This is a genomic window from Streptomyces sp. NPDC031225 (genome assembly GCF_055570355.1).
Genome location: NZ_JBVIHJ010000011.1, coordinates 22,337 through 45,137, shown reverse-complemented (window position 1 = coordinate 45,137; position 22,801 = coordinate 22,337). Strand labels below are relative to the sequence as shown.

Here is a 22,801-nt window from a genome sequence, read left to right as displayed (position 1 = left end):
GTACTGGGCTTGGTCGCAGGGGTTGACACCTCCGCGAGGGCCTCATACTTTCCCCTCTTGAATCGTTTCACAGTGAAGCTGTTCGCAAGCCCTTCGGACCCGACGTCACAGGAGCCCTCAAGTGACCGAGCTCGCCGCGGTGAAGGCCGCTCTCAAAACCCAGGCAGTCGAGACGCCGTCGTGGGCGTACGGGAACTCGGGAACCCGCTTCAAGGTGTTCGCCCAGCAGGGCGTACCGCGTACGCCGCAGGAGAAGCTGGCCGACGCCGCGCAGGTCCACGCGGTGACCGGGGTGGCGCCCACGGTCGCCCTGCACATCCCCTGGGACAAGGTCGAGGACTACGCGGCGCTGGCCAAGTACGCCGAGGAGCGGGGCGTGCAGCTGGGCGCCATCAACTCCAACACCTTCCAGGACGACGACTACAAGCTGGGCAGCATCTGCCATCCGGACGCCTCGGTGCGCCGGAAGGCTCTCGATCACCTGCTGGAGTGCGTCGACATCATGGACGCGACGGGCTCGCGCGACCTCAAGCTGTGGTTCGCCGACGGCACGAACTATCCCGGCCAGGACGACCTCCGCGCACGCCAGGACCGGCTCGCCGAGGGCTTGTCCGAGGTGTACGACCGTCTGGGTGACCGACAGCGGATGCTGCTCGAGTACAAGTTCTTCGAGCCGGCGTTCTACTCGACGGACGTGCCGGACTGGGGCACGGCCTACGCGCACTGCCTGAAGCTGGGCGACAAGGCCCAGGTGGTCGTCGACACCGGGCACCACGCTCCCGGCACCAACATCGAGTTCATCGTCACGACGCTGCTGCGGGAGGGCAAGCTCGGCGGGTTCGACTTCAACTCCCGCTTCTACGCCGACGACGACCTCATGGTGGGCGCCGCCGACCCGTTCCAGCTGTTCCGGATCATGTACGAGGTGGTGCGCGGCGGGGGGTTCTCGCCCGACGTGGCGTTCATGCTCGACCAGTGCCACAACATCGAGGCGAAGATCCCGGCGATCATCCGGTCGGTCATGAACGTCCAGGAAGCGACCGCGAAGGCACTCCTGGTCGACCGGGACGCCCTTGCCGTGGCTCAGCGCGAGGGTGATGTCCTGGAGGCCAACGCCGTGGTGATGGACGCGTACAACACGGATGTGCGGCCGCTGCTTCGTGAGGTGCGCGAGGAGATGGGGCTGGACGTGGATCCGATGGGTGCGTACAAGCGGTCCGGGTGGGCCGAGAAGATCGTGGCTGAGCGGGTTGGTGGGGAGCAGGCGGGGTGGGGGGCGTAGGCGTCTGCCGGGTTCTGTCGTATGCGGGGTGCGGGCCGTTTGTGGCTGGTCGCGCAGTTCCCCGCGCCCCTAGGTAGGAAAAACTTCCCCTCTCTTCAGAAGGAACCGAACGTCATGGCAACCCATCCCGAAGCCGCCGCTCTCCTGGCCCGGTCGCACCGGCTTGGCTCCGATGCTCGTAACACCAACTACGCCGGTGGCAATGCGTCCGCCAAGGGCACCTCTGTCGACCCCGTCACCGGGGGTGATGTCGAGTTGATGTGGGTCAAGGGGTCCGGGGGCGACCTCGGGACCCTGACCGAGGCGGGGCTTGCCGTGCTGCGGCTGGACCGGATGCGGGCGCTCGTGGACGTCTACCCGGGTGTCGAGCGCGAGGACGAGATGGTCGCCGCGTTCGACTACTGCCTGCATGGGAAGGGGGGCGCCGCTCCCTCCATCGACACCGCCATGCACGGGCTGGTCGAGGCCGCCCATGTCGATCACCTGCACCCCGACTCCGGGATCGCGCTCGCCTGCGCGGCCGACGGGGAGAAGCTGACCGCCGAGTGCTTCGGGCACACCGTGGCCTGGGTGCCGTGGCGGCGGCCCGGATTCCAGCTGGGGCTTGACATCGCCGCCATCAAGAAGGCCAACCCGCAGGCGATCGGCGTCGTGCTCGGCGGGCACGGCATCACCGCCTGGGGCGACACCGCCGAGGAGTGCGAGAAGAACTCGCTGCACATCATCCGCGCCGCCGAGAGGTTCCTGGAGGAGCGCGGCAGGGCCGAACCCTTCGGGCCGGCCATCGAGGGGTACGGCGCTCTCGCCGAGGCCGACCGCCGGGAGCGGGCAGCTGCCCTCGCGCCGTACATCCGTGCCGTCGCGTCCCAGGACAAGCCGCAGGTCGGGCACTTCAACGACTCCGAGCCCGTGCTGGAGTTCCTGTCCCGTGCGGAGCACCCGCGGCTCGCCGCCCTCGGTACCTCCTGCCCCGACCACTTCCTGCGGACCAAGGTCCGGCCGCTGGTCCTGGACCTGCCGCCCACCGCGCCGCTGGACGAGGCCATCGCCCGGCTCGACGAGCTGCACGCCGAGTACCGCGAGGAGTACGCCGCCTATTACCGGCGGAACGCCCTGCCCGACTCCCCCGCCATGCGCGGCGCCGACCCGGCGATCGTGCTGATTCCGGGTGTCGGCATGTTCTCCTTCGGCAAGGACAAGCAGACCGCGCGGGTCGCCGGTGAGTTCTACGTCAACGCGATCAACGTGATGCGGGGCGCCGAGGCGGTCTCGTCGTACGCGCCCATCGAGGAGTCCGAGAAGTTCCGCATCGAGTACTGGGCCCTCGAGGAGGCCAAGCTCCAGCGGATGCCGAAGCCCAAGCCGCTCGCCACGCGCGTCGCGCTGGTGACCGGCGCCGGCAGCGGGATCGGCAAGGCCATCGCGCAGCGGCTTGTCGCCGAAGGCGCGTGTGTCGTCGTCGCCGACCTCAACGCCGAGAACGCCTCCGCGGTGGCCGAGGAGCTCGGCGGGCCCGACAAGGCCGTGGCCGTGACCGTGGACGTCACGTCCGAGGAGCAGATCGCCGAGTCCTTCCGGGCCGCGGTGCTGGCCTTCGGCGGTGTGGACCTGGTGGTCAACAACGCCGGTATCTCCATCTCCAAGCCGCTCCTGGAGACCTCCGCCAAGGACTGGGACCTCCAGCACGACATCATGGCGCGCGGTTCCTTCCTGGTGTCGCGGGAGGCGGCCCGGGTGATGATCGCGCAGAAGCTCGGCGGCGACATCGTCTACATCGCCTCCAAGAACGCCGTCTTCGCCGGGCCCAACAACATCGCCTACTCCGCCACCAAGGCCGACCAGGCCCACCAAGTTCGTCTGCTGGCCGCCGAGTTGGGTGAGCACGGCATCCGCGTCAACGGTGTCAACCCGGACGGTGTGGTGCGCGGCTCGGGCATCTTCGCCGGTGGCTGGGGCGCCAAGCGGGCTGCTGTGTACGGCGTGGAGGAGGAGAAGCTGGGCGAGTTCTACGCCCAGCGGACCATCCTCAAGCGCGAGGTGCTCCCCGAGCACGTCGCCAACGCCGTCTTCGCGCTGACCGGTGGGGAGCTGACCCACACCACCGGGCTGCACGTCCCGGTCGACGCCGGCGTCGCGGCCGCCTTCCTGCGATGAGCGCGTCCGTGAAGTCGTACGCCGCGGTCGACCTCGGCGCGTCCAGCGGACGTGTCATGGTCGGCCGCGTCGGCCCCGACAGCCTGGGGCTGACCGAGGCGCACCGGTTCGCGAACCGTCCGGTCCGGGTCCCGGAGGGCCTGCGCTGGGACATCCTCGCGCTGTACGGCGGTGTCCTGGACGGGCTCAGGGCGTGCGGGCAGGTGGACTCCGTCGGTATCGACAGCTGGGCCGTGGACTACGGACTGCTGGATGCCGACGGGGCATTGCTCGGCAACCCGGTGCACTACCGGGACTCCCGTACGGAGGGTGTCGCGCAGAAGGTGTGGGCGACCGTGCCCGCGCCCGAGCTGTACGCGGCCACCGGACTGCAGTACGCGCCCTTCAACACGCTGTACCAGCTCGTGGCCGATCAACTCACCGGCGCGAGGCGCCTGTTGCTCGTCCCCGACCTGCTCACCTACTGGCTCACCGGTGAGCAGGGCACCGAGCTGACCAACGCCTCGACCACCCAGCTGATCGATCCCCGGACGCGGGACTGGTCGTACGACATCGCCGAACGGCTGGGCATCGACCTGGAGTTGTTCGCGCCGCTGCGGCGGCCCGGTGATCCGGCCGGTCTGCTCCGGCCCGAGGTGCTGGAGGAGACCGGGCTCGCGGGCCCGGTGCCGGTGACGGCCGTCGGGTCGCACGACACCGCCTCCGCGGTGGCCGCCGTCCCCGCGTCCGGCGAGCGGTTCGCCTACATCTGCACCGGCACCTGGTCCCTCGCGGGCCTCGAACTGAACGCGCCGGTGCTGACGGAGGAGAGCCGGGCCGCCAACTTCACCAACGAGCTGGGGCTCGACGGCACGGTCCGCTATCTGCGGAACATCATGGGGCTGTGGCTGCTCCAGGAGTGCGTCCGGGCCTGGGACGACCCTGACCTGGGCGAGCTGCTGCTGGACGCGGCCAAGGTGCCGGCGCTGCGTTCGGTCGTGGATGCGGGGGACGCCGCCTTCCTCGCGCCGGGCCGGATGCCGGAGCGGATCGCCGAGGCGTGCCGCGCCTCCGGGCAGCCGGTGCCCGTGTCCCCCGCCGAGATCACGCGGTGCATCCTCGACTCGCTGGCCCTCGCCCACCGCAGGGCCGTCCAGGACGCGCAGCGGCTTGCCGACCATCCCGTGGACGTCGTGCACGTCGTCGGTGGCGGTACCCGCAACGCCCTGCTGTGCCAGCTGACCGCCGACGCCTGCGGGCTGCCGGTGGTGGCGGGGCCGACCGAGGCGGCCGCACTCGGGAACGTCCTGGTCCAGGCCCGGGCCCACGGACTCGTCGGCGACCTCGCGGGCGGGCGCGAGCTGCTCACCCGGACGCAGCCCCTCACGCGGTACGAGCCCCAGGGCGACCCCGCGCGCTGGCGCGAGGCGCAGGCCCGGCTCGCCGGGAACTGACCGGGGTCTCCCCCCGGCCTCGCCCCACGACTACGCTTCACTCATCCGATGACCGACCACAAGGAGCCGCGATGCGTGTCGCCCTGTTCCTGACCTGTGTCAACGACACGCTGTATCCGGACACCGGGCGCGCTGTGGTGAAACTGCTGACCAGGCTGGGCGTCGACGTCGACTTCCCGATGTCCCAGACCTGCTGCGGGCAGGCGCACTACAACACCGGCTACCGGCATGACGCGGAACCACTGGCCCGGCATTTCTCCGATGTATTCCGGGAGTACGAGGCGATCGTGACCCCGTCCGGCTCGTGCGGGGCGATGGTGCGGGAGCTGTATCCGAGGATGGGTGAGCGGGCCCGCGCCGAGGGCCGCGGGAACGGCCTCGCGGCCGCGCTGGCGCCCGTGGTGCCGAAGACGTTCGAGCTGACGGAGTTCCTGGTGGACGTGCTGGGGGTGACGGACGTCGGGGCGTACTACCCGCACACGGTGACCTACCACCCGACCTGTCACGGACTGCGCAGCCTAGGGCTCGGTGACCGGCCCCGGCGGCTGCTCCAGGCGGTCGAGGGGCTGGAGCTCAAGGAGCTTCCGGGCGCCGACGAGTGCTGCGGCTTCGGCGGCACCTTCGCGGTGAAGAACTCCGATGTCTCGGCGGCGATGGGTACCGACAAGGTGCGCAACGCGGAGTCGACGGGCGCCGAGGTGCTGTGCGCGGCCGACAACTCCTGTCTGATGCACATCGGCGGCACGATGGGCCGGCTGGAGTCGGGCATGCGGCCGGTGCACATCGCGGAGATCCTGGCGAGCACGGAGAAGGAGCCGGCCGTATGAGCGGGACGTTCGTCGGAATGCCGGCCTTCCCCGAGGCCGCACACGAGGCCGTCAACAACCCGACGCTGCGCGGCAATCTGCGCCACGCCACGCACACGATCCGTGCCAAGCGGGAGAAGGCCGTCGCGGAGGTCTCCGACTGGGCGGAGCTGCGGGAGGCGGGCAAGCAGATCAAGGACCACACGCTGCGTCATCTCGACCGCTATCTCGTGCAGTTGGAGGAGTCGGTCATCGCGGCGGGCGGCACGGTCCACTGGGCCGCCGACGCCGACGAGGCCAACGACATCGTCGTCCAACTCGTGAAGATGACCGGCGAGTCGGAGGTCGTCAAGGTCAAGTCGATGGCCACGCAGGAGATCGGGCTCAACGAGGCCCTCGAAGCCGAGGGCATCCGCGCCTACGAGACCGATCTCGCCGAGCTGATCGTGCAGTTGGGCAAGGACCGGCCCTCGCACATCCTCGTCCCGGCCATCCACCGCAACCGGGGCGAGATCCGGGACATCTTCGAGCGGGAGATGGGCGAGTGGGGCCGCCCGGCCCCCGAAGGGCTCACCGACACGCCCGCCGAACTGGCGGAGGCCGCACGGCTGCACCTGCGGGAGAAGTTCCTGCGCGCCAAGGTCGGCATCTCCGGCGCCAACTTCATGGTCGCCGACACCGGCACCCTGGTGGTCGTGGAGTCCGAGGGCAACGGCCGCATGTGCCTGACCCTGCCCGAGACGCTGATCTCGGTCGTCGGCATCGAGAAGATCGTGCCGAGCTGGCGGGACCTGGAGGTCTTCCTGCAGACGCTGCCCCGCTCCTCGACGGCCGAGCGCATGAACCCGTACACGTCCACGTGGACCGGGACGACGGACGAGGACGGCCCGGGGACCTTCCATCTGGTGCTGCTCGACAACGGCCGCTCCGACACCCTCGCCGACGAGGTCGGCCGCCAGGCCCTGCGCTGCATCCGCTGCTCCGCCTGTCTCAACGTCTGCCCGGTGTACGAGCGGGCGGGCGGCCACGCCTACGGCTCGGTCTACCCGGGCCCGATCGGCGCCATCCTCAGCCCGCAACTGAGGGGCACGGCGAGCGCGATCGACGCCTCGCTGCCGTATGCGTCGAGTCTCTGCGGGGCCTGCTACGAGGTCTGCCCGGTCGCCATCGACATCCCCGAGGTACTGGTGCATCTGCGGGAGCGGATCGTGCAGGGCGGTCCGGTGGTCCGCGAGGGCAACAAGGTGGTGCTGAAGCCCGCCAAGGGCCACGCCGCCGAGCGCGCGGCGATGCGGGCGGCCCGCTGGGCGTTCGCCCACCCCGGGGCCCTGCGCACCGGCCAGCGGCTGGCTTCACGCACCCGGCGCTTTCATCCGCGCAGTCTGCCCGGTCCCGGCAAGGCGTGGAGCGGCACCCGGGATCTGCCGCCCGTGCCCGCGGAACCGTTCCGCGACTGGTGGCAGCGCACAGGCGGCGGCAAGGAGGGCGGCAAGTGAGCAGCAGGGAAAGGATCCTGGGCCGGGTGCGGCGCGCACTGGCAGACGTCCCGGGCGAGGACACCCCGATCGAGCGGGCCTATCTGCGGGAGCACGGCGACCGCAGCGTCGGGCAGACCGTGGAGCTGCTGGCGGAGAACCTCGCGGACTACCGGGCGATCGTGCACCGCTGCACGGCGGCCGACCTGCCGGCGACGCTCGCCGGGATGCTGGCGGCACGCGGGGCCAAGACGGTCCTCGTGCCGTCGGGCCTGGAGCAGGCCTGGCTGGCGGACGCCGACGCCGAGCAGATCCCGGACCGGGCCGACAGCACGCCCCACGAACTGGACCGGATCGACAGCGTGGTCACGGCGTGCGCGGTGGCCGTCGCCGAGACCGGCACCATCGTGCTGGACGGGGGCCCGGACCAGGGCCGCCGTCGTATCACCCTCGTCCCGGACCACCACATCTGCGTCGTGCGGGTCCCGGACCAGGTCGTCTCCTCCGTCCCGCAGGCCCTCGAACTCCTCGACCCGGCCCGCCCGTTGACGTGGATCTCCGGCCCTTCGGCGACCAGCGACATCGAGCTGGACCGGGTCGAGGGGGTGCACGGTCCGCGCACCCTGGAGGTCGTACTGGTGGACAGTCAGACGAGCGAGGAGGTCAACTCGTAGCGCCCCGAGGGGAGTTCGAAGGACGCGAGGCCGTCCTCGAAGCCCAGGTACGTCACCCCCCTGACGCGTGACAGGGGGGTGCGGCCCTCGCACACGGAGTCGGGGTCGGCCGTGGGGACGCGCAGGGTCGCGGTGCTGTTGGCGGGGACCGCGACCCGGTACGCGAACTCGTCCTCCCGCACCGCCCATTCGCTGACGATCTCGCCGTACGGCGACCGGTGCGAGCCGGAGACCCGGGTGATCCCGCCGGTCGGATCGAGACGGGGCCGCAGGAAGAAGTGCTTGAAGCCCGGGTGGGCCGGGTCCCTGGCGATACCGGCCATGCTCTCGTACATCCACTCCACGATCGCCCCGTAGGAGTAGTGGTTGAACGAGTTCATCTCGACCGGACCGAAGCCGTTCTCCTTCGAGTACGAGTTCCAGCGCTCCCACACCGTCGTCGCGCCGTTCCTCACCGAATACAGCCAGGACGGCATCGCGTCCTGGTGCACCACCTTGTACGCCAGCTCCACCTGGCCCTGCTCGGTGAGGACGGGGGCCAGGACGTTCACGCCGAGGAAGCCGACGGAGAGGGTGTTCTCCGCATGTCCGACGCGGGTGCTGTCAGGGTGGGCGGCCTTGTAGGCGGCGTCGTTGCCGATGTTCTGGGCGAGGGTCTCGACCAGTCGGCGGCGCTGGTCCTCGGTGTCGTACAGGCCGAGTTTGAGGACCCAGAGCAGCGCGGTCTGGGTGTCGTCCTCGGTCCGGGTGGGGCTGTCTCCCGGGGTCCACGGCGGCGGGGAGCCGAGGCTGGAGCGCACCGTGAGGCGGCCGCCCTCGGTACTCAGGTACTTGTCGATGAACGCCCGCTTGATGTGCTCGAAGAGCTCGTCGTAGGCGTGGGCCTCGGCGGTGCGTCCGGTGGCGCGGGCCATGTCCGCCATCAGCCGGGCGCTGTAGCCGTAGTAGGCGTCGCTGATGAGCTGGGTGCTGGTCACCTGGAAGGCCAGCCAGTCGCCGAAGATCGCCCCCTGCCCGGAGTGGGTGTCGCCGGTGCGTGCGCGGATCCAGTCCATGTAGGCCGTCATCGCCTCCCAGCTGCGGTCGACGATGGTGGTGTCACCGCTCATCTGCCACACGGTCCAGGGGACGACGATCCCGCAGTCGGCCCAGCCGCTCGCCGGGACCGGTTCGTTGAAGCGGGCCCCGGGGGCGATCCAGGGGAACTGGGCTCCGTCGACGCCGTAGGTGCGCTGCGAGTCGATCAGGATGTCCTGGAAGTGGCTCAGGAAGGCGACCGCGTCGGCGTTGTACAGGCCTGTGGCGGAGAAGAGCTGGGTGTCGCCGGTCCACCCGCAGCGCTCGTCGCGTTGGGGGCAGTCGGTGGGCACCCAGAAATAGTTGCCTCGCTGGCCCCAACGGACGTTGCTGATCAGCTGGTTGACGTCGGGGTCGTCCGTGGTGAGGTCCCCGATGTCGTGGAGCGCGGAGGTGGCGACCCTGCCGGTCAGGTCGGTGAGGGTGACGGTGGCGGTCGTGGTCACCGAGAGGTGGCGGAAGCCGTAGAAGGTCAGGGAGTCCTGGTGGGTCTCGCCCTGCGGGTCGCCCTTGAGGATGTACGTGCTGGTGGCCCTGGCGGTGCGGAGGTTGGCCCGGTACACGGAGCCCTCGGGACCGTCGGAGCCCGCGCTGCTGTCGTTGAGCATCTCCCCCGGCGCGAAGGTGACCTGGGCGCCGGCCGGCCCGCGCAGGGTGTAGCGCGGGACGCCGACCATGTTCTGGCCGAGGTCGATCACGGCGGTGTCGCCGGGGTGCAGGGTCAGGTGGGCGGTGGCGGCCTCGGCGGGATCGGTGACCGTCCGGGTGGGGTCGACGTCTGCACCGCCGCCGGTGTGGACGGTGATCGACTGCGGCCTGCGGTCCCAGGCGGGCATCAGCCGGGCCGACTCGCCGGGGTGGGCGACCAGTCGGGAGCCGGGGAACCGGGTGGTGAAGTCGTGCTCCTCGACTCCGGACCAGGTGGAGGCGTCGAAGCCGTTCGCCGTCCAGCCGGGCAGTTCCGCGCGGGCGTCGTAGGTCTGGCCGTCGTAGATGTCGTCGGCCCGGTAGGGGCCGGTGTCGGTGGCCCGCCAGTCGTCGCCGGGCGTGGTCACGACGGTCTGCTGCGATCCGTCCTCGTAGCGGATCAGGAGCTTGGCCTTGAGGGCGAGGCGGTTGCCGTCCGCGGAGTAGTAGACGCTGTTGTCGGAGACCCGGCCGTTGTACCAGCCGTTGCCCAGCACGGCGGCGAGGGTGACCTGCGGCTCACGCTCGCCCACGAGCAGGCCGGTCACGTCGTAGGTGAAGTAGCTGACGGTGGTGTCGTAGTTGGTCCAGCCCGGGGTGAGGAGCTCCAGGGTGGTGGTGCCGTCCTTAGGCACGGTGACCCGGCGGCCGTTGACGTAGGCGTCGTACACGCCGAGCGCGGAGACGTAGAGCCTGGCTTCGCGAACCCGTCCCTGCGTGAGCTCCGCCTGCCTTCGCAGCAGGGGCGCCCCGGCGGTGTTGGCCGCCTTGCCCGCCATGGTGATCCACCGGGCGCCGTCCCAGCCGGTCACGCCGTCGGTGCTGAGCAGACCGGTCTCAAAGCGGGCGGTCGGGGCCTCGGGGAGTGGCCGGGCGTTCTCGTCCCAGAGCTGGACCGTCCAGTGGTAGCGCGTCGAGGGGCGCAGGTCGGGGCCCGCGTAGCGGACGGCCACCGAGTCCGCCGAGTCGGTGCGGCCGCTGTCCCAGACGTCCGCCCGGCCGTCGGTCAGGCGGTCGGGTGTGGACGCCACGAGGATGCGGTACGCCGTCTGGCGCCGGCCGCGGACCCGGGACGCGGTGCGCCAGCCGAATCTCGGGCGGGCCGCGTCCACGCCGAGCGGGTTGGCGCGGTGCTCCACGGTCAGGCCCTCTACGGCGGTGCGGTCGACTCCGTCGGTCATCCCGGTGTCCCTTCGACTGCTCGGAGTTGTATCGATTCAGCCAGCGGGCGGCTGAAGACAGTGGCTGTTGCGACATGTGTCTACTGGTCCGGCGGCCTCGTGTCTGCCAGGCGCGCATGGGAACCGTTCGACAACGGACGGCCGGTCTCATGAGCCGTGGGCCGTCGTCCGCCGCATCGGCGTGAGAACCGGTCGCACGGTTCCCCGTCCCTCAAGGGCGTCCAGCGCCCGACACGGTGCCGGGACGTCAGGAGTACACGATCGGGCAGCCGCGGCGCAACGAGTGCTGAGCGGCGCGCAGATACAGCGCCACGTAGAAGGCGGCGTCCAGGTCGTCACCCCAGGGTCCCGGCCGGGCGGCGGCCGTGTCCTTGACCGGTCCGTCCAGGAACCACATGGTCAGGTCGAGGTTGTCGCAGGCCGCCGGTATCTCGTCCACCGGCAGGGCGACGGCCCTCGCGAGCCGTTCGGCCAGGGCGAGGACCTGAGGCGCGCCGGCCACCATGGTCGTGTCGGTGTAGGCGGTGCCGACCGGCAGCCAGATCTCCTCGTCCAGGGAGAACGGCACCAGCACCGACCATCCGCAGAGGACGTCGCACTCCTCCCGGGACAGATGGGTACGGCACAGCGCCTCGAAGCCGTCCATGGAGGGCACCAGCTTCTCCTCGAACGACATCCCCGCCCCGCGCACCAACCGCTCCGGTGCTTCCGGCAAGGAGTGGTACGGCGGCAGTCCGCGTCGGCTCAACTCCGCGCCGAGCGCCGAGGCGAGAGCACCCCTGCCGCCTTCGTCCTCGTCCTCGTCGAACCACTCCCGCGCGCCCACGCTCACCAGGTAGATCCCCATGCCCGAAACGTACAGCGCGCCACTGACAACGCCCTCTGGTCACGGTGCGGTCAGCAGGAGCGTGGGCAGTGTCCCCTCCACGATGCGCCGCCTGGGCAGCGAGAGGCCGAAGTGCTCCTGGAGGACGCTCAGCAAGGTGCGGTGCACGGTCCGGTGGTCCAGGTCGGGGTCGGGGAGTCCGGCGGCGGTCAGCCGGTCCTGCACGGCGGACGCCAGCCCTGCCTGACCCCGGACCCCGTCGTACCCCCAGGAGCCGTCCAGGTGCAGGTTGAACGCGCACATCAGGTTCCCGTCGTGGCAGTAGGCGAAGTCGGGCGGCACCGGTTTGCCGTTCTCCTCCTCGAACTCCAGGTGGAAGACGTGCAGTTCGCCGCGGTCGACACGGGGTGTGCCACCGAACCGGTCCTGCCAGCAGCCGTACTTGATGACGTACGCCCACTCACTGACCTCTCCGTGGCGCAGGGCGATCTCCTGGTGGGCGCTGCCGAAGACGCCTTCCAGCACGTCCTGCGTTTCCCGGCCGGTGAGCTCTCCGATGAAGCGGGCTCCGGTTCTGCCCCGGAACCCGGTGGCGGCGACCCGCCGTGCCAGGGACTCCGATTCGAGGTCCCGCGCCATCACGATGCCGTATCCGCCCCATGCGATGGATTGGGGCTCGGCGAGCCAGGCTATTCCGTCGGTCATGGCGATCGCCCTGTCGCATCCGCCGGGAGGTGTCCCTGAGTACACCCCTCAGGACGGGTCGCTCCCCACGTGTCCCGGCCGCACGCTGCACGGCTTCTTGCGTGAGGCAGGGCTCGGCGACCGCGTCCGGCGGGGTCGGGATCGCCGCTCCCCGCCCTTCGGCCACGTGACAGAACAGGTGAACAAGCGCTTAGATAGTTGCCTGGACACCAGTTCGCACCCGCGCCGGAGGCCCCGATGCTGTTCACATCCGTCGACGACGTCGCCGCGCGCCTCGCCGAGACCGGCTACCTCGCCTCCCCCGCGGTCGCCACGACCGTCTTCCTCGCGGACCGGCTCGGCAAGCCGCTCCTGGTGGAGGGTCCCGCCGGGGTCGGCAAGACCGAACTGGCCAAGGCGGTCGCCGAGGTCGCCGCCGCACAGCTGGTCCGGCTCCAGTGCTACGAGGGGGTCGACGAGTCCCGGGCGCTGTACGAGTGGAACCACGCCAAGCAGCTGCTGCGGATCAGCGCCGGCCGGGACGAGACCTGGGACGAGGCACGCACGGACATCTTCAGCGAGGAGTTCCTGCTCTCCCGGCCGCTGCTGACGGCGATCCGCGGCGACGAGCCCAAGGTCCTCCTCATCGACGAGACCGACAAGGCGGACGTCGAGGTCGAGGGGCTGCTCCTGGAGGTGCTCAGCGACTTCCAGGTCACCGTTCCCGAACTCGGCACCATCACCGCCACCCGCCGCCCCTTCGTCGTCCTCACCTCCAACGCCAGCCGCGAGCTGTCGGAGGCCCTGCGCCGCCGCTGCCTGTTCCTGCACATCGGCTTCCCCGAGGAGGAGCTGGAGCGGCGGATCGTACGGCTGAAGGTGCCCGGCCTGGACGAGACCCTGGCCAGGTCCGTGGTCCGGGTCGTCGGTGCGCTGCGGGCCATGGACCTGCGCAAGGTGCCGTCGGTCGCGGAGACGATCGACTGGGCGCACACGCTCCTCGCGCTCGGCGCGGACCACCTCGACGAGACGGTCGTACGGGACACCCTGGGCGTGCTCCTCAAGCACCAGGACGACATCCTCAAGGCCGGGGCCAAGCTCGACCTGGACGCGGTGTGAGCACCGCCGAGCGGCTCACCTCCCTGGTCGGCGCCCTGCGCGCGCACGGGGTCCGCATCGGGACGGGTGAGACGGTGGACGCGGCGCAGGCGGTCGAGGCGCTCGGGCTGGCGGACCGAGAGCGGCTGCGGGAGGGGCTGGCGGCGACGCTGCTGCACGGGACGGCCCAGCGGCAGGTGTTCGACCCGGTCTTCGACCTGTACTTCCCGCGCGGCGTCGGCGCGCCCAAGGAGGTGTCCGCGGGCCGGGAGGACATGCGCGAGCGTCTCGCCGCAGCCCTCGCCGCGGACGACGAGGCGCTGATGGCCCGGTTGGCGGCGCAGGCGGTCGACGGGTTCGGCGGTTACGGCAACTCCACCGGCTCGGACGGCTGGTCGTCGTACCAGACGCTCGAATGGCTGCGGCCCCAGACGCTCCTCGCGCCCGTCCGTGACACCCTTCGCGCACGGCAGGGCGCTTCGGGCTTCGCCGACCGGCTGCTGGAGGACGAGATCCGGCGGCGCATCGAGGTGTTCCGCGCCCTGGTGGCGACGGAGGCCCGGCGGCGGGTCGCGGAACGGCGCGGCAGGGACGAGCTCGCGCGGCGGGCGGTGGCCACCACCACCGACCGGGTCGACTTCCTGTTCGCCGGGAAGGACCGGCTGGCCGAACTGCGGCGCACAGTGCAGCCGTTGGCCCGCAAGCTCGCCACCCGGCTCGCGGCCCGCCGGCGTCGTGCCGCGCGGGGCAGCATCGATCTGCGGCGGACTCTGCGCGGTTCCTTGTCGACGGGCGGGGTGCCGATGAAGCCGGTGCTGCGGCGGCGTCGGCCGGCCCGTCCGGAACTGGTGCTGCTGTGCGACGTGTCGGGCTCGGTGTCGGGGTTCTCGGACTTCACGATGCTGCTGGTGCAGGCGCTGCACGACCAGTTCAGCAAGGTGCGGGTGTTCGCCTTCGTCAACCGGCTCGACGAGGTCACCCGGCTCCTCGAACACGGCGCGGCCGACCCGGAGGGGCTCGGCGTACGCATCCGGGCCGAGGCCACCCTCACGGGCTGGCACGGCAGCAGCGACTACGGCGTCGCACTGGGCGAGTTCGCCGAGCACCACGGCGACGCAGTGAGCCCGCGAACCACCGTGTTCGTGCTCGGTGACGCCCGTACCAACATGAGCGACCCGAACCTGGCCGCCGTGCGGGAGATCACCGAACGGGCGCGCCGCGTCTACTGGTTGAACCCGGAGGCGGCTGCACAGTGGGGCACCGGGGACTCGGCCGCGTACGAGTACGCCGAGCTGGTGGAGATGCACGAGTGCCGCAATGTGCGGCAGCTCAGCGCGCTGGTGGGACGGTTGCTGCCGATCTGACGGATGTGGGTCCTCCTCCCGCGCGCCGGGCGGGACCAGCGGCGACCGGCCCACGCCAGGCGCATCCGTCGGACGGTCAGGCCGCCGACTGCGGGTACGGCGACGCGAGACCGGCGGCCTGTGCGGCCTTCACCGGTCGGCTCAGGTCGGCGGCGAGCTACTCGAAGGCACCGGCCTCGATGCCTTCGAGGGTCTGCTAGGCCGCTCTCCCCGGGGTCACCTTTCGACCACGTCGACACGGACCTGACGGCGGGAGCCGACGCCCCGGCAGGGAGTTCTCCGCCACCACAGGGCGGCCACTGCGCGGCCCAGGACGCGCCGCAGGAGCCGGTCAGGGACGGGCGTGCCTCACTTGCTCTTCGCGTAGTCCGTCGCCATGCCACCCGCGAAGTCGTGGACCACACACTGTTCGTCGCCGACGACCCAGGCGTCGTGCCCGGGCGCTGCCACGAAGATGTCGCCGGGCCCTATTTCGCCCTCGCCGCCGTCGTCCATGACAATGTGCATCCGCCCCTTGACCACATAGCCGTTGTGGTGGACCTCGCAGCTCTTGGTCCCCGCGATCGGCCCCACGGACTCGGACCAGCGCCAGCCGGGCTCGAAGGTGCCCACGGCGAAGTCCAGTCCGCTCATGTGGACCGCTTCGAGATGCCCCTTGGGGAAATCCCTGCGCTCGTCCGGCTTGTCGAGCGTCTTCACCTCAAACATGACGGCTCTCCCTTCCGGCCGTGTTCGATACGGCCGGGGCCGGTCTCCGTCTCCCACCCGTCCATGGGCGGCACCGGCGGGGTCCGCGCCCCATCCCTCCATCGTCCGCCCGTCCGCCCGCGGCTGCCATTCGGGGCCGGTGTCAGTCCTCGCCCGCGCACAGGCGCGCGAAGCGCTCCGCGTCGACATTGCCGCCGGAGACGATCACGCCGACGCGGTCCGGCAGGTCACCCGCCCTGCCACCGAGCAGGGCGGCCAGTGGGGCGGCGCCACTCGGCTCGACGACGATCTTCAGCCGCTCGAAGGCGAACCGCATGGCGTCGCGGATCTCTCCGTCGGAGACCAGGGCGATCTCGTCGACCAGCCGCCGGTTCACCGAGAAGGTCAGCTCGCCGGGCGTGTGCACGGCCTGGCCGTCCGCGATGGTCCTGGGCACCGGGACGCCGATCCGCCGCCCCGCCTCCAGGGACCGCTTGGTGTCGTCGCCGGCCTGCGGCTCCACGCCGATCATGCGGATGCCGGGGTGCCGTCCTTTGGCGGCGGTCGCGCTTCCCGCCATCAGTCCGCCACCCCCGACCGGCACGACCAGGGCACCCAACTCGCCTGTCTCCTCCAGGAGTTCGAGGGCGGCCGTGCCCTGTCCCGCCATCACGTGCGGGTGGTCGTACGGCGGGATGAGCGCCAGGCCCCGCTCGACGGCCAGCGACTCGGCGATGGCCTCGCGGTCGCCGGTGTAGCGGTCGTAGGTGACGATCTGCGCGCCGTAGCCCTCGGTGGCCGCCCGCTTGGAACGCGGGGCGTCCTCGGGCATGACGATCACCGCGGTGGTGCCGAGCTCGCGGGCGGCCAGGGCCACGGCCTGGGCGTGGTTGCCGGAAGAGTAGGCGGCGACGCCCCGGGCGAGCTGGTCCGGGGTGAGCCGGGAGACCGCGTTGTAGGCGCCGCGGAACTTGAAGGCGCCGACCCGCTGGAAGTTCTCGCACTTGAGGAAGACCTCGGCGCCGACCAGGGCGTCGAGCGTCCGTGAGCGCAGCACCGGTGTGCGGTGCGCGACGCCTTTGAGCCGGGCGGCCGCGTCCAGGACGTCGTCCAGGGTGACCGGCGGGGTGGTTGTCGTCACGGGTGTCCTCCGGTGTCCGGCAGTTCTCGGTTCGCCTGTGTTCGGTTCGCCTGTGTCTGGTTCGACTGTTCCCGGTGCGCCTGTTCTCGGTTCGGCTGCTCCCGGTGCGCCTGTTCCCGGTTCGGCTGTTTTCGCGACTGGGACAGGTAGCTGTAGGCGGACGCCCGTGAGATCCCGAGCCGTCCGGCCACCTGCTCGATCGCGCGCCGCACGGCGAACACGCCCCGTTCGTCCAGGCTCCGGAACAGGTCCAGGCGCCCGGTGCGGTCCAGCAGCGCCCATGACTGGTGGCGGTGCGCGTCGAGCATGACGTCGACGACGGAGTCGATGTCGTCGCCGAAGGTGGTCACGGGCGGCTCGACGGGGGCCGCGCCGAGCCCGGCCAGCGCTCCCAGCAGGGCGTGGACCTCGCTCGCCGCGCCGACGTCGACGTTGACGCACAGGGCACCGAACACCGCGCCCGACGAGTCCCGCAGCGCCATGGTCGACGACTTGACGAGCTTGCCGGTGTCCGTGCGGGTGACGTAGTTCAGCTCGTCGGCCGCCTCGTCGCCGCGGGCGACCATCCGCATGCCGATCTCGCTCATCGCCCCGCCCACGGTGCGCCCGGTCACCGAGCCGGCGATGGCCACCACCGAACGCTCGGGGCGCCGGTAGTCGTGCAGCACCACCTCGCACACCGGACCGAACGTCGCCGCGATCCCTTCGACGACCGGTGTCAGCGCGGCGAGGATCGCATCCCGCTCGGCCTCCATGACGCCCCTCCCCGCTCCGACAGTCCCTCTAGACTAGCAATCCAGCAACTGGACCACCAGTCCAATCCCCTTCACTCCTCCGTGTTTGTCCGGGGATCTTGACGGCCTCGATGTTACCGGTAACATCAGGGTTCATGTCCTCGACGACGGCGCCTGCGCACACTCCGGTCTTCAGTCCGGCCGCAGTGGTCGCCTCCTGCGTCGGCTTCGTCCTCATCGGCGTGCTCCAGGCCCTGTACGGCCCGGCGATCCCCGCGTTCCGCGCGGAGTTCGGCCTGTCGCCCTCCGGGGCCGGGCTCGGGCTCAGCGCGCACTTCGCCGGTGGAGTCGCCGGTGTCCTGCTGTTCGACCGGCTCTACGGCCGGATCGGCAACCGGCGGCTCCTCGGCGCCTCGTACCTCCTGATGGCCCTCGGCGCCGCGGGCGTCGCGCTGGCGCCGAACTGGCCGACCGCACTGGTCGCCGCGCTGCTGGCCGGCCTCGGCTTCGGAGGCATCGACTACGGCCTGAACCAGCTGTTCGCCGTCGGCTTCGGCCACCGTTCGACCGCGATGCTGAACATCCTCAACGCCCACTTCGGCGTGGGGGCGATCCTCGGCCCAGCACTGATCGGAATGGTGGGATCCGGGCACTATCCCGCGGTCTTCCTCGGATTCGCCCTGGTCACCCTCCCGTTGCTGCTGTGCCTGAAGGGCGTACAGGACCGGGCGCCCCGACCGTCTGACTCGGCTCCGGACACCTCGGGCACGCTCAGCCGCAGCCTGGTCTCGGTGCTCAGCGTGTTCGTGGCGCTCTACGTCCTGCACGTCGGCGTCGAGGCGGGCGTCGGCGGCTGGGAGCCCACGCATCTGGAGACCGTGGGATACGGCGCAGGGGTGGCCGCGACCGCCACCTCCGTCTACTGGCTGATGATGACCGTGGGCCGTTTCCTGGTCGCCCCGATCGCGCTGCGGTTCTCCGCGCAGGCCATCATCACCGTGTCCTGCGCGGGCATGACGGTCTGTCTCCTCCTGGCGTCCGTGCGGGAGTTGGCGCCGTACGCGTACGCGGGAGTCGGTCTGTTCATCGCGCCGATCTTCCCGACCGGCCTGCCCTGGCTGCACCGGGCGGCCCCCGGCGCCCGCCGGGCCGGCGCCCTGGTCATCGCCGCCTCGATGGTCGGCGGGGTGGCGGCGGGACCGGCGCTGGGCAAGGCCATCGAGTGGTCCGGGATCCGGGCCGTTCCACTCCTGCTGAGTGGTGTCTCGGCGCTGTGCCTGGCCGCCACGCTCTGGCTCATCCGCACCACCCGTCCGCACTGAACTCCCCACCCATGTGAAGGGAAGCTTCCGCATGCCCGCTCTGACGACGTCCTCCGACGGTTTCCTCCTGCACGGCGAGCCGTTCCGGATCATCTCTGGAGCCATGCACTACTTCCGGATCCATCCCGACCAGTGGGGCGACCGGCTGCGCAAGGCCCGGCTGATGGGCCTCAACACCATCGAGACGTATCTGCCGTGGAACCTCCACGAGCCCGCGCCGGGTGAGCTGGTCCTGGACGGCATCCTCGACCTTCCCCGCTGGCTGCGCCTCGCCCAGGACGAGGGCCTGAACGTCCTGTTGCGCCCGGGTCCGTTCATCTGCGCCGAGTGGGACGACGGCGGTCTGCCCGCCTGGCTGCTCGCGGACCCCGACATCCGGCTGCGCAGCAGCGACCCCCGCTTCACGTCGGCGTTCGACGGCTACCTCGACCGGCTCCTGCCGGCACTGCGCCCGTTCATGGCCGCGCACGGCGGTCCGGTGATCGCCGTGCAGGTGGAGAACGAGTACGGGGCCTACGGCGACGACACCGCGTATCTCAAGCACGTCCAGCAGGCGCTGCGGGACCGGGGTGTCGAGGAGCTCCTGTACACCTGCGACCAGGCCAACGCCGAGCACCTGGCGGCCGGCAGCCTGCCCGGCACGCTCGCCACGGCCACCTTCGGCAGCCGGGTCGAGGAGAACCTGGCCGCGCTCCGCGCCCACCAGCCCGAAGGCCCGCTGATGTGCTCGGAGTTCTGGATCGGCTGGTTCGACCACTGGGGCGGCCCGCACCACGTGCGGTCGGCCGCCGACGCCGCGGCCGACCTGGACCGTCTGCTGTCCGCGGGCGCCTCGGTCAACATCTACATGTTCCACGGCGGCACCAACTTCGGCTTCACCAACGGCGCCAACCACAAGCACGCCTACGAGCCCACCGTCACGTCCTACGACTACGACGCCCCGCTCACCGAGAGCGGTGACCCCGGCCCCAAGTACCACGCCTTCCGCGAGGTCATCGCCCGTCACACGGCCGCCGCCGACGAGCCGGCCCCGGCGCCCGCGCCGAAGCTCCCCGCGACGGACGTCGACCTCGACCACCGGGCGCCGCTGCTGCCGTACCTTCGCGGACTGCCGTCGACGAGCACCGAGACCCCCGTGACGATGAACGAGCTCGGCCTGCACACGGGTTACGTGCTCTACCGCACCACGCTTCCCGGCTCGGGCGACGGTCTGCTGCACTTCCCCGGCGGGGTCGGCGACCGCGCCCAGGTCTTCGTGGACGGCGCCGCTTTCGGCGTACTGGAGCGGGAGCGGCACGACGAGACGCTCTCCGTGCGCGTGCCGCATGCCGGGGCGGTCCTCGAAGTGCTCGTGGAGAACATGGGCGGGGTCAACTACGGACCGCGCATCGGGGCGCCCAAGGGGCTGCTCGGACCGGTGTCCTTCCGGGGCACCGCCCTGCGGGACTGGGAGTGCCGTGCCGTTCCCCAGGACGGCCTGGACGCCGTGCCGTTCGGCCCGTCCGACGCGAGCACGGACACCGTGCCCGCCTTCCACCGGGGCACGTTCGAGGTGGCGAGCCCGGCCGACACCTTCCTCTCGCTGCCCGGCTGGACCAAGGGGCAGGCCTGGGTCAACGGCTTCCACCTGGGCCGCTACTGGAACCGCGGCCCACAGCGCACGCTGTACGTCCCGGGCCCCGTCCTGCGCCCCGGCACCAACGAACTGGTGCTGCTGGAACTGCACGCCACCACAGGGACCCGCGCCCAGCTCACCGACACGCCCGACCTCGGACCGGAGAGCGACTGATGACCCGCCCGCACCAGCTGCGCCTCCCCTCCCCCGCCGGGCCTCCGCTGACCGGGCACCTGCCCTTCGCGGACGCCCCCGGGGTGCCCGATCCGATCGAGGTCACCAGCCGCGCGCTCACCAGGGGCGGCCGCCCCTGGTTCCCGGTGTCCGGCGAGTTCCACTACTCCCGCTACCCCGCCGGGGAGTGGGAGGAGGAGCTGCTGAAGATGAAGGCGGGCGGTGTCACCGCCGTCGCCAGTTACGTCATCTGGATCCACCACGAGGAGACCGAGGGCCGCGTCCGCTTCGACGGCGACCGCGATCTGCGCCGCTTCGCCGAGCTGTGCGCCCGGCACGGCCTGGACTTCGTCCCCCGGATCGGCCCCTGGTCCCACGCGGAGGTCCGGGGCGGCGGCCTGCCCGACTGGGTGCTGGCCCGGGACTGCACACCCCGCACCGACGACCCGGTGTACCTGGACGCCGTACGCCCCTGGTTCGCGGCGATCGCCGAGCAGTTGAGGGGCCTGGACCGCGCCCACGGCGGACCGATCGTGGCGGTCCAGATCGAGAACGAGCTGTACGACCAGCCGGGTCATCTGCTGACGTTGAAGCGGATGGCCCAGGAGGCCGGCCTGAGCGCGCCCCTGTGGACGTCGACCGCGTGGGGCGGTGTCCGGCTCCCGCCGGACGAACTGCTCCCGCTGTACGGCGGCTACACCGAGACCTTCTGGACGGAGGCCGACGGCGGCTGGCCCGACACCTGCCGCAAGCACTTCTTCTTCACCCACCAGCGCGACGACGAGGGCATCGGATCCGACCTGCGGCCCGTGACCGTGCGCGGCAGCGAGCCGGACGCCTTCGCGGACCGGTTCCCCTGGGCCACCTGCGAGTTGGGCGGCGGCATGGCGGTGTCCTACCACCGCAGGCCCCACGTCGACCCCGACGACATCGGGGCGCTCGGTCTCACCAAGATCGGCTGCGGTTCGGTCTGGCAGGGCTACTACATGTTCCACGGCGGCACGAACCCGCCGGGTGAGCTGAGCACCCTCCAGGAGTCGCACGCCACCGGCTATCCCAACGACCTGCCGGTCCTGACGTACGACTTCCAGGCGCCGCTCGGCGAGTACGGCCAGTACCGGCGCACCTACCACGAACTCCGGCTCCAGCACCTGCTGTTGGCGGACTTCGGGCATCTGATCGCCCCCATGGAGTCCGTGCTTCCCGAGCGGCGGCCGCAGGGACAGTCCGACCGGGGCACCCTGCGGTGGGCGGTGCGCGGCGACGGCGGTTCGGGCTTCCTGTTCGTCAACAACCACCAGCCGCACGAGCCGCTGCCGGAGCACCCGGACACGTCCTTCACGGTCCGGTTCCCGTCCTCGGGAGGCGAGTTGGTCTTCCCCAGCACTCCCGTCACGGTCCGGACCGGCGCGTACTTCTGCTGGCCGCTGCGGCTGGACCTGGCCGGTCTGCGGCTGGAGTGGGCCACCGCCCAGCCGGTGTGCACGGTCGACGTCGGCGGTCGTACGGTTCTGGTGCTGGCCGCGACGGACGGCATCGAGCCCGAACTCGCCCTGGCCGCCCGCACGGTGGCCGCCGTCTCCACCCCTTCCGGCGATGTCACCCCGGCCGGCGACCGGCTGATGGTGACCGGGCTGCGCCCCGGCACCGACGCCCTCGTCGAGGTGGACACGGCGGGCGGCGAGCGGGTCGGGCTGCTGGTCCTGGACGCCGCGACGGCCCGTACCGCCTACCGGGGCACGGCGTGGGGTGCCGAGCGGCTGGTGCTGAGCGCGGACGGCGTGGTCTTCGACCGGGACGAGGTACGGCTGCACGGGTCGGGGGCGGCGACGTCGTTCGCCGTCCTGCCCGCGCCGGAGCGGGCGCCCGCGGTGGACGGGGTGCCGTCGGAGCCGGTCCAGGACGGGGTGTTCACCCGGTACGCGGTCCCGACGGCGCCGGATGTCGAGGACTTCGCCGCCGAGGTCAGCCTCGTCCGGGCCGCCGGTCCGGCCCCCGAGACCGTCACCGGTGTGCAGGGCCGGGCGAGCGCGCCGGACGACAAGTACTACGACACCGTGGCCGCCGAGTACCGCGTCGAGGTGCCGGACGCGCTGCCGCCCGGGACGCTGCTGCGGCTGCACTGGAGCGGGGACGTCGGGCGGGCCTACGTCGGAGACGCACTCGTCGCCGACCAGTTCTTCTCGGGGCGCGTCTGGGACATCGGCCTGGACCGGCTCCCCCTGGACGCGGTGCGGGCTCAGGGTCTGCGGCTGCGGGTGCTTCCGCTGCCCGCCGGGGCGCCGGTGCATCTGCCGGAACGGGCGGGCGGCGCCGGGGAGCGGGCCGTCGTCACACGCGCGGAGTGGATCACTCGCCGCTCCCGGTCCGTCCGGGCGGGCTGACCT

The 22,801-nt window shown here is 71.3% G+C and carries 17 protein-coding genes; 11 read left to right on the top strand and 6 right to left on the bottom strand.

What is annotated here, in order from left to right; translation table 11 throughout:
* Positions 1 to 121: 121 nt before the first annotated feature.
* From rhaI to ACZ48Z_RS19840, 6 genes are all read left to right on the top strand, one after another.
* Positions 122 to 1,282 carry an L-rhamnose isomerase gene (gene rhaI, locus ACZ48Z_RS19865; protein ID WP_468737152.1) on the top strand — a complete coding sequence of 387 codons (1,161 nt, stop codon included), beginning with the start codon at positions 122 to 124 and terminating at the stop codon, positions 1,280 to 1,282.
* A gap of 114 nt (positions 1,283 to 1,396) precedes the next feature.
* Complete coding sequence (locus ACZ48Z_RS19860) at positions 1,397 to 3,436, top strand: bifunctional aldolase/short-chain dehydrogenase (RefSeq protein WP_468737151.1); 2,040 nt, start codon at positions 1,397 to 1,399, stop codon at positions 3,434 to 3,436.
* Positions 3,433 to 4,869 (top strand): rhamnulokinase, encoded by a 1,437-nt coding sequence (locus tag ACZ48Z_RS19855; RefSeq protein ID WP_468737150.1) that lies wholly within the window; start codon positions 3,433 to 3,435, stop codon positions 4,867 to 4,869. Before ACZ48Z_RS19860 ends, ACZ48Z_RS19855 begins: the two co-directional genes overlap by 4 nt.
* 71 nt (positions 4,870 to 4,940) lie before the next feature.
* A complete protein-coding gene (locus ACZ48Z_RS19850) occupies positions 4,941 to 5,696 on the top strand; it encodes a (Fe-S)-binding protein (protein WP_468737149.1) in 756 nt (251 codons plus the stop codon).
* Complete coding sequence (locus ACZ48Z_RS19845) at positions 5,693 to 7,171, top strand: LutB/LldF family L-lactate oxidation iron-sulfur protein (RefSeq protein WP_468737148.1); 1,479 nt, start codon at positions 5,693 to 5,695, stop codon at positions 7,169 to 7,171. The genes ACZ48Z_RS19850 and ACZ48Z_RS19845 overlap by 4 nt, the downstream gene beginning before the upstream one ends.
* Entirely contained in the window at positions 7,168 to 7,824 is a 657-nt protein-coding gene (locus ACZ48Z_RS19840; protein WP_468737147.1) for a LutC/YkgG family protein, read from the top strand. The genes ACZ48Z_RS19845 and ACZ48Z_RS19840 overlap by 4 nt, the downstream gene beginning before the upstream one ends.
* Here the strand turns inward: ACZ48Z_RS19840 and ACZ48Z_RS19835 are convergent.
* From ACZ48Z_RS19835 to ACZ48Z_RS19825, 3 genes are all read right to left on the bottom strand, one after another.
* The gene (locus tag ACZ48Z_RS19835; RefSeq protein WP_468737146.1) at positions 7,797 to 10,769 is read right to left on the bottom strand and encodes a family 78 glycoside hydrolase catalytic domain; all 2,973 of its coding nucleotides are present in this window, start codon (positions 10,767 to 10,769) and stop codon (positions 7,797 to 7,799) included. The two genes, ACZ48Z_RS19840 and ACZ48Z_RS19835, sit on opposite strands and share 28 nt — an antisense overlap.
* 247 nt (positions 10,770 to 11,016) lie before the next feature.
* Complete coding sequence (locus tag ACZ48Z_RS19830) at positions 11,017 to 11,616, bottom strand: hypothetical protein (RefSeq protein ID WP_468737145.1); 600 nt, start codon at positions 11,614 to 11,616, stop codon at positions 11,017 to 11,019.
* A gap of 39 nt (positions 11,617 to 11,655) precedes the next feature.
* The gene (locus tag ACZ48Z_RS19825) at positions 11,656 to 12,300 is read right to left on the bottom strand and encodes a hypothetical protein (protein ID WP_468737144.1); all 645 of its coding nucleotides are present in this window, start codon (positions 12,298 to 12,300) and stop codon (positions 11,656 to 11,658) included.
* Between the two features lie 237 nt (positions 12,301 to 12,537).
* Here ACZ48Z_RS19825 and ACZ48Z_RS19820 point away from each other — a divergent pair, with 237 nt between their 5' ends.
* Both ACZ48Z_RS19820 and ACZ48Z_RS19815 read left to right on the top strand, forming a co-directional pair.
* Positions 12,538 to 13,398 carry an AAA family ATPase gene (locus ACZ48Z_RS19820; RefSeq protein WP_468737143.1) on the top strand — a complete coding sequence of 287 codons (861 nt, stop codon included), beginning with the start codon at positions 12,538 to 12,540 and terminating at the stop codon, positions 13,396 to 13,398.
* Entirely contained in the window at positions 13,395 to 14,741 is a 1,347-nt protein-coding gene (locus ACZ48Z_RS19815; RefSeq protein WP_468737142.1) for a vWA domain-containing protein, read from the top strand. The genes ACZ48Z_RS19820 and ACZ48Z_RS19815 overlap by 4 nt, the downstream gene beginning before the upstream one ends.
* A 348-nt stretch (positions 14,742 to 15,089) precedes the next feature.
* Here ACZ48Z_RS19815 and ACZ48Z_RS19810 read toward each other — a convergent pair whose 3' ends face one another.
* From ACZ48Z_RS19810 to ACZ48Z_RS19800, 3 genes are all read right to left on the bottom strand, one after another.
* Entirely contained in the window at positions 15,090 to 15,449 is a 360-nt protein-coding gene (locus ACZ48Z_RS19810; RefSeq protein WP_468737141.1) for a cupin domain-containing protein, read from the bottom strand.
* Between the two features lie 142 nt (positions 15,450 to 15,591).
* On the bottom strand, positions 15,592 to 16,569 hold the full coding sequence (locus ACZ48Z_RS19805) for a threo-3-hydroxy-L-aspartate ammonia-lyase (protein WP_468737140.1): 978 nt from the start codon (positions 16,567 to 16,569) through the stop codon (positions 15,592 to 15,594).
* Complete coding sequence (locus ACZ48Z_RS19800; RefSeq protein ID WP_468737139.1) at positions 16,566 to 17,324, bottom strand: helix-turn-helix transcriptional regulator; 759 nt, start codon at positions 17,322 to 17,324, stop codon at positions 16,566 to 16,568. The genes ACZ48Z_RS19805 and ACZ48Z_RS19800 overlap by 4 nt, the downstream gene beginning before the upstream one ends.
* 134 nt (positions 17,325 to 17,458) lie before the next feature.
* On the opposite strand from ACZ48Z_RS19800, the gene ACZ48Z_RS19795 reads away from it, so the two are divergent.
* The 3 genes from ACZ48Z_RS19795 to ACZ48Z_RS19785 are packed head-to-tail and all read left to right on the top strand — an operon-like array spanning position 17,459 to position 22,798.
* Positions 17,459 to 18,625: an MFS transporter gene (locus tag ACZ48Z_RS19795; protein ID WP_468737138.1), complete on the top strand. Its 1,167-nt coding sequence runs from the start codon at positions 17,459 to 17,461 to the stop codon at positions 18,623 to 18,625.
* A 31-nt stretch (positions 18,626 to 18,656) separates the two neighbouring features.
* Positions 18,657 to 20,414 (top strand): glycoside hydrolase family 35 protein, encoded by a 1,758-nt coding sequence (locus ACZ48Z_RS19790; RefSeq protein ID WP_468737137.1) that lies wholly within the window; start codon positions 18,657 to 18,659, stop codon positions 20,412 to 20,414.
* Complete coding sequence (locus tag ACZ48Z_RS19785) at positions 20,414 to 22,798, top strand: beta-galactosidase (protein ID WP_468737136.1); 2,385 nt, start codon at positions 20,414 to 20,416, stop codon at positions 22,796 to 22,798. The genes ACZ48Z_RS19790 and ACZ48Z_RS19785 overlap by 1 nt, the downstream gene beginning before the upstream one ends.
* Positions 22,799 to 22,801: the final 3 nt, after the last annotated feature.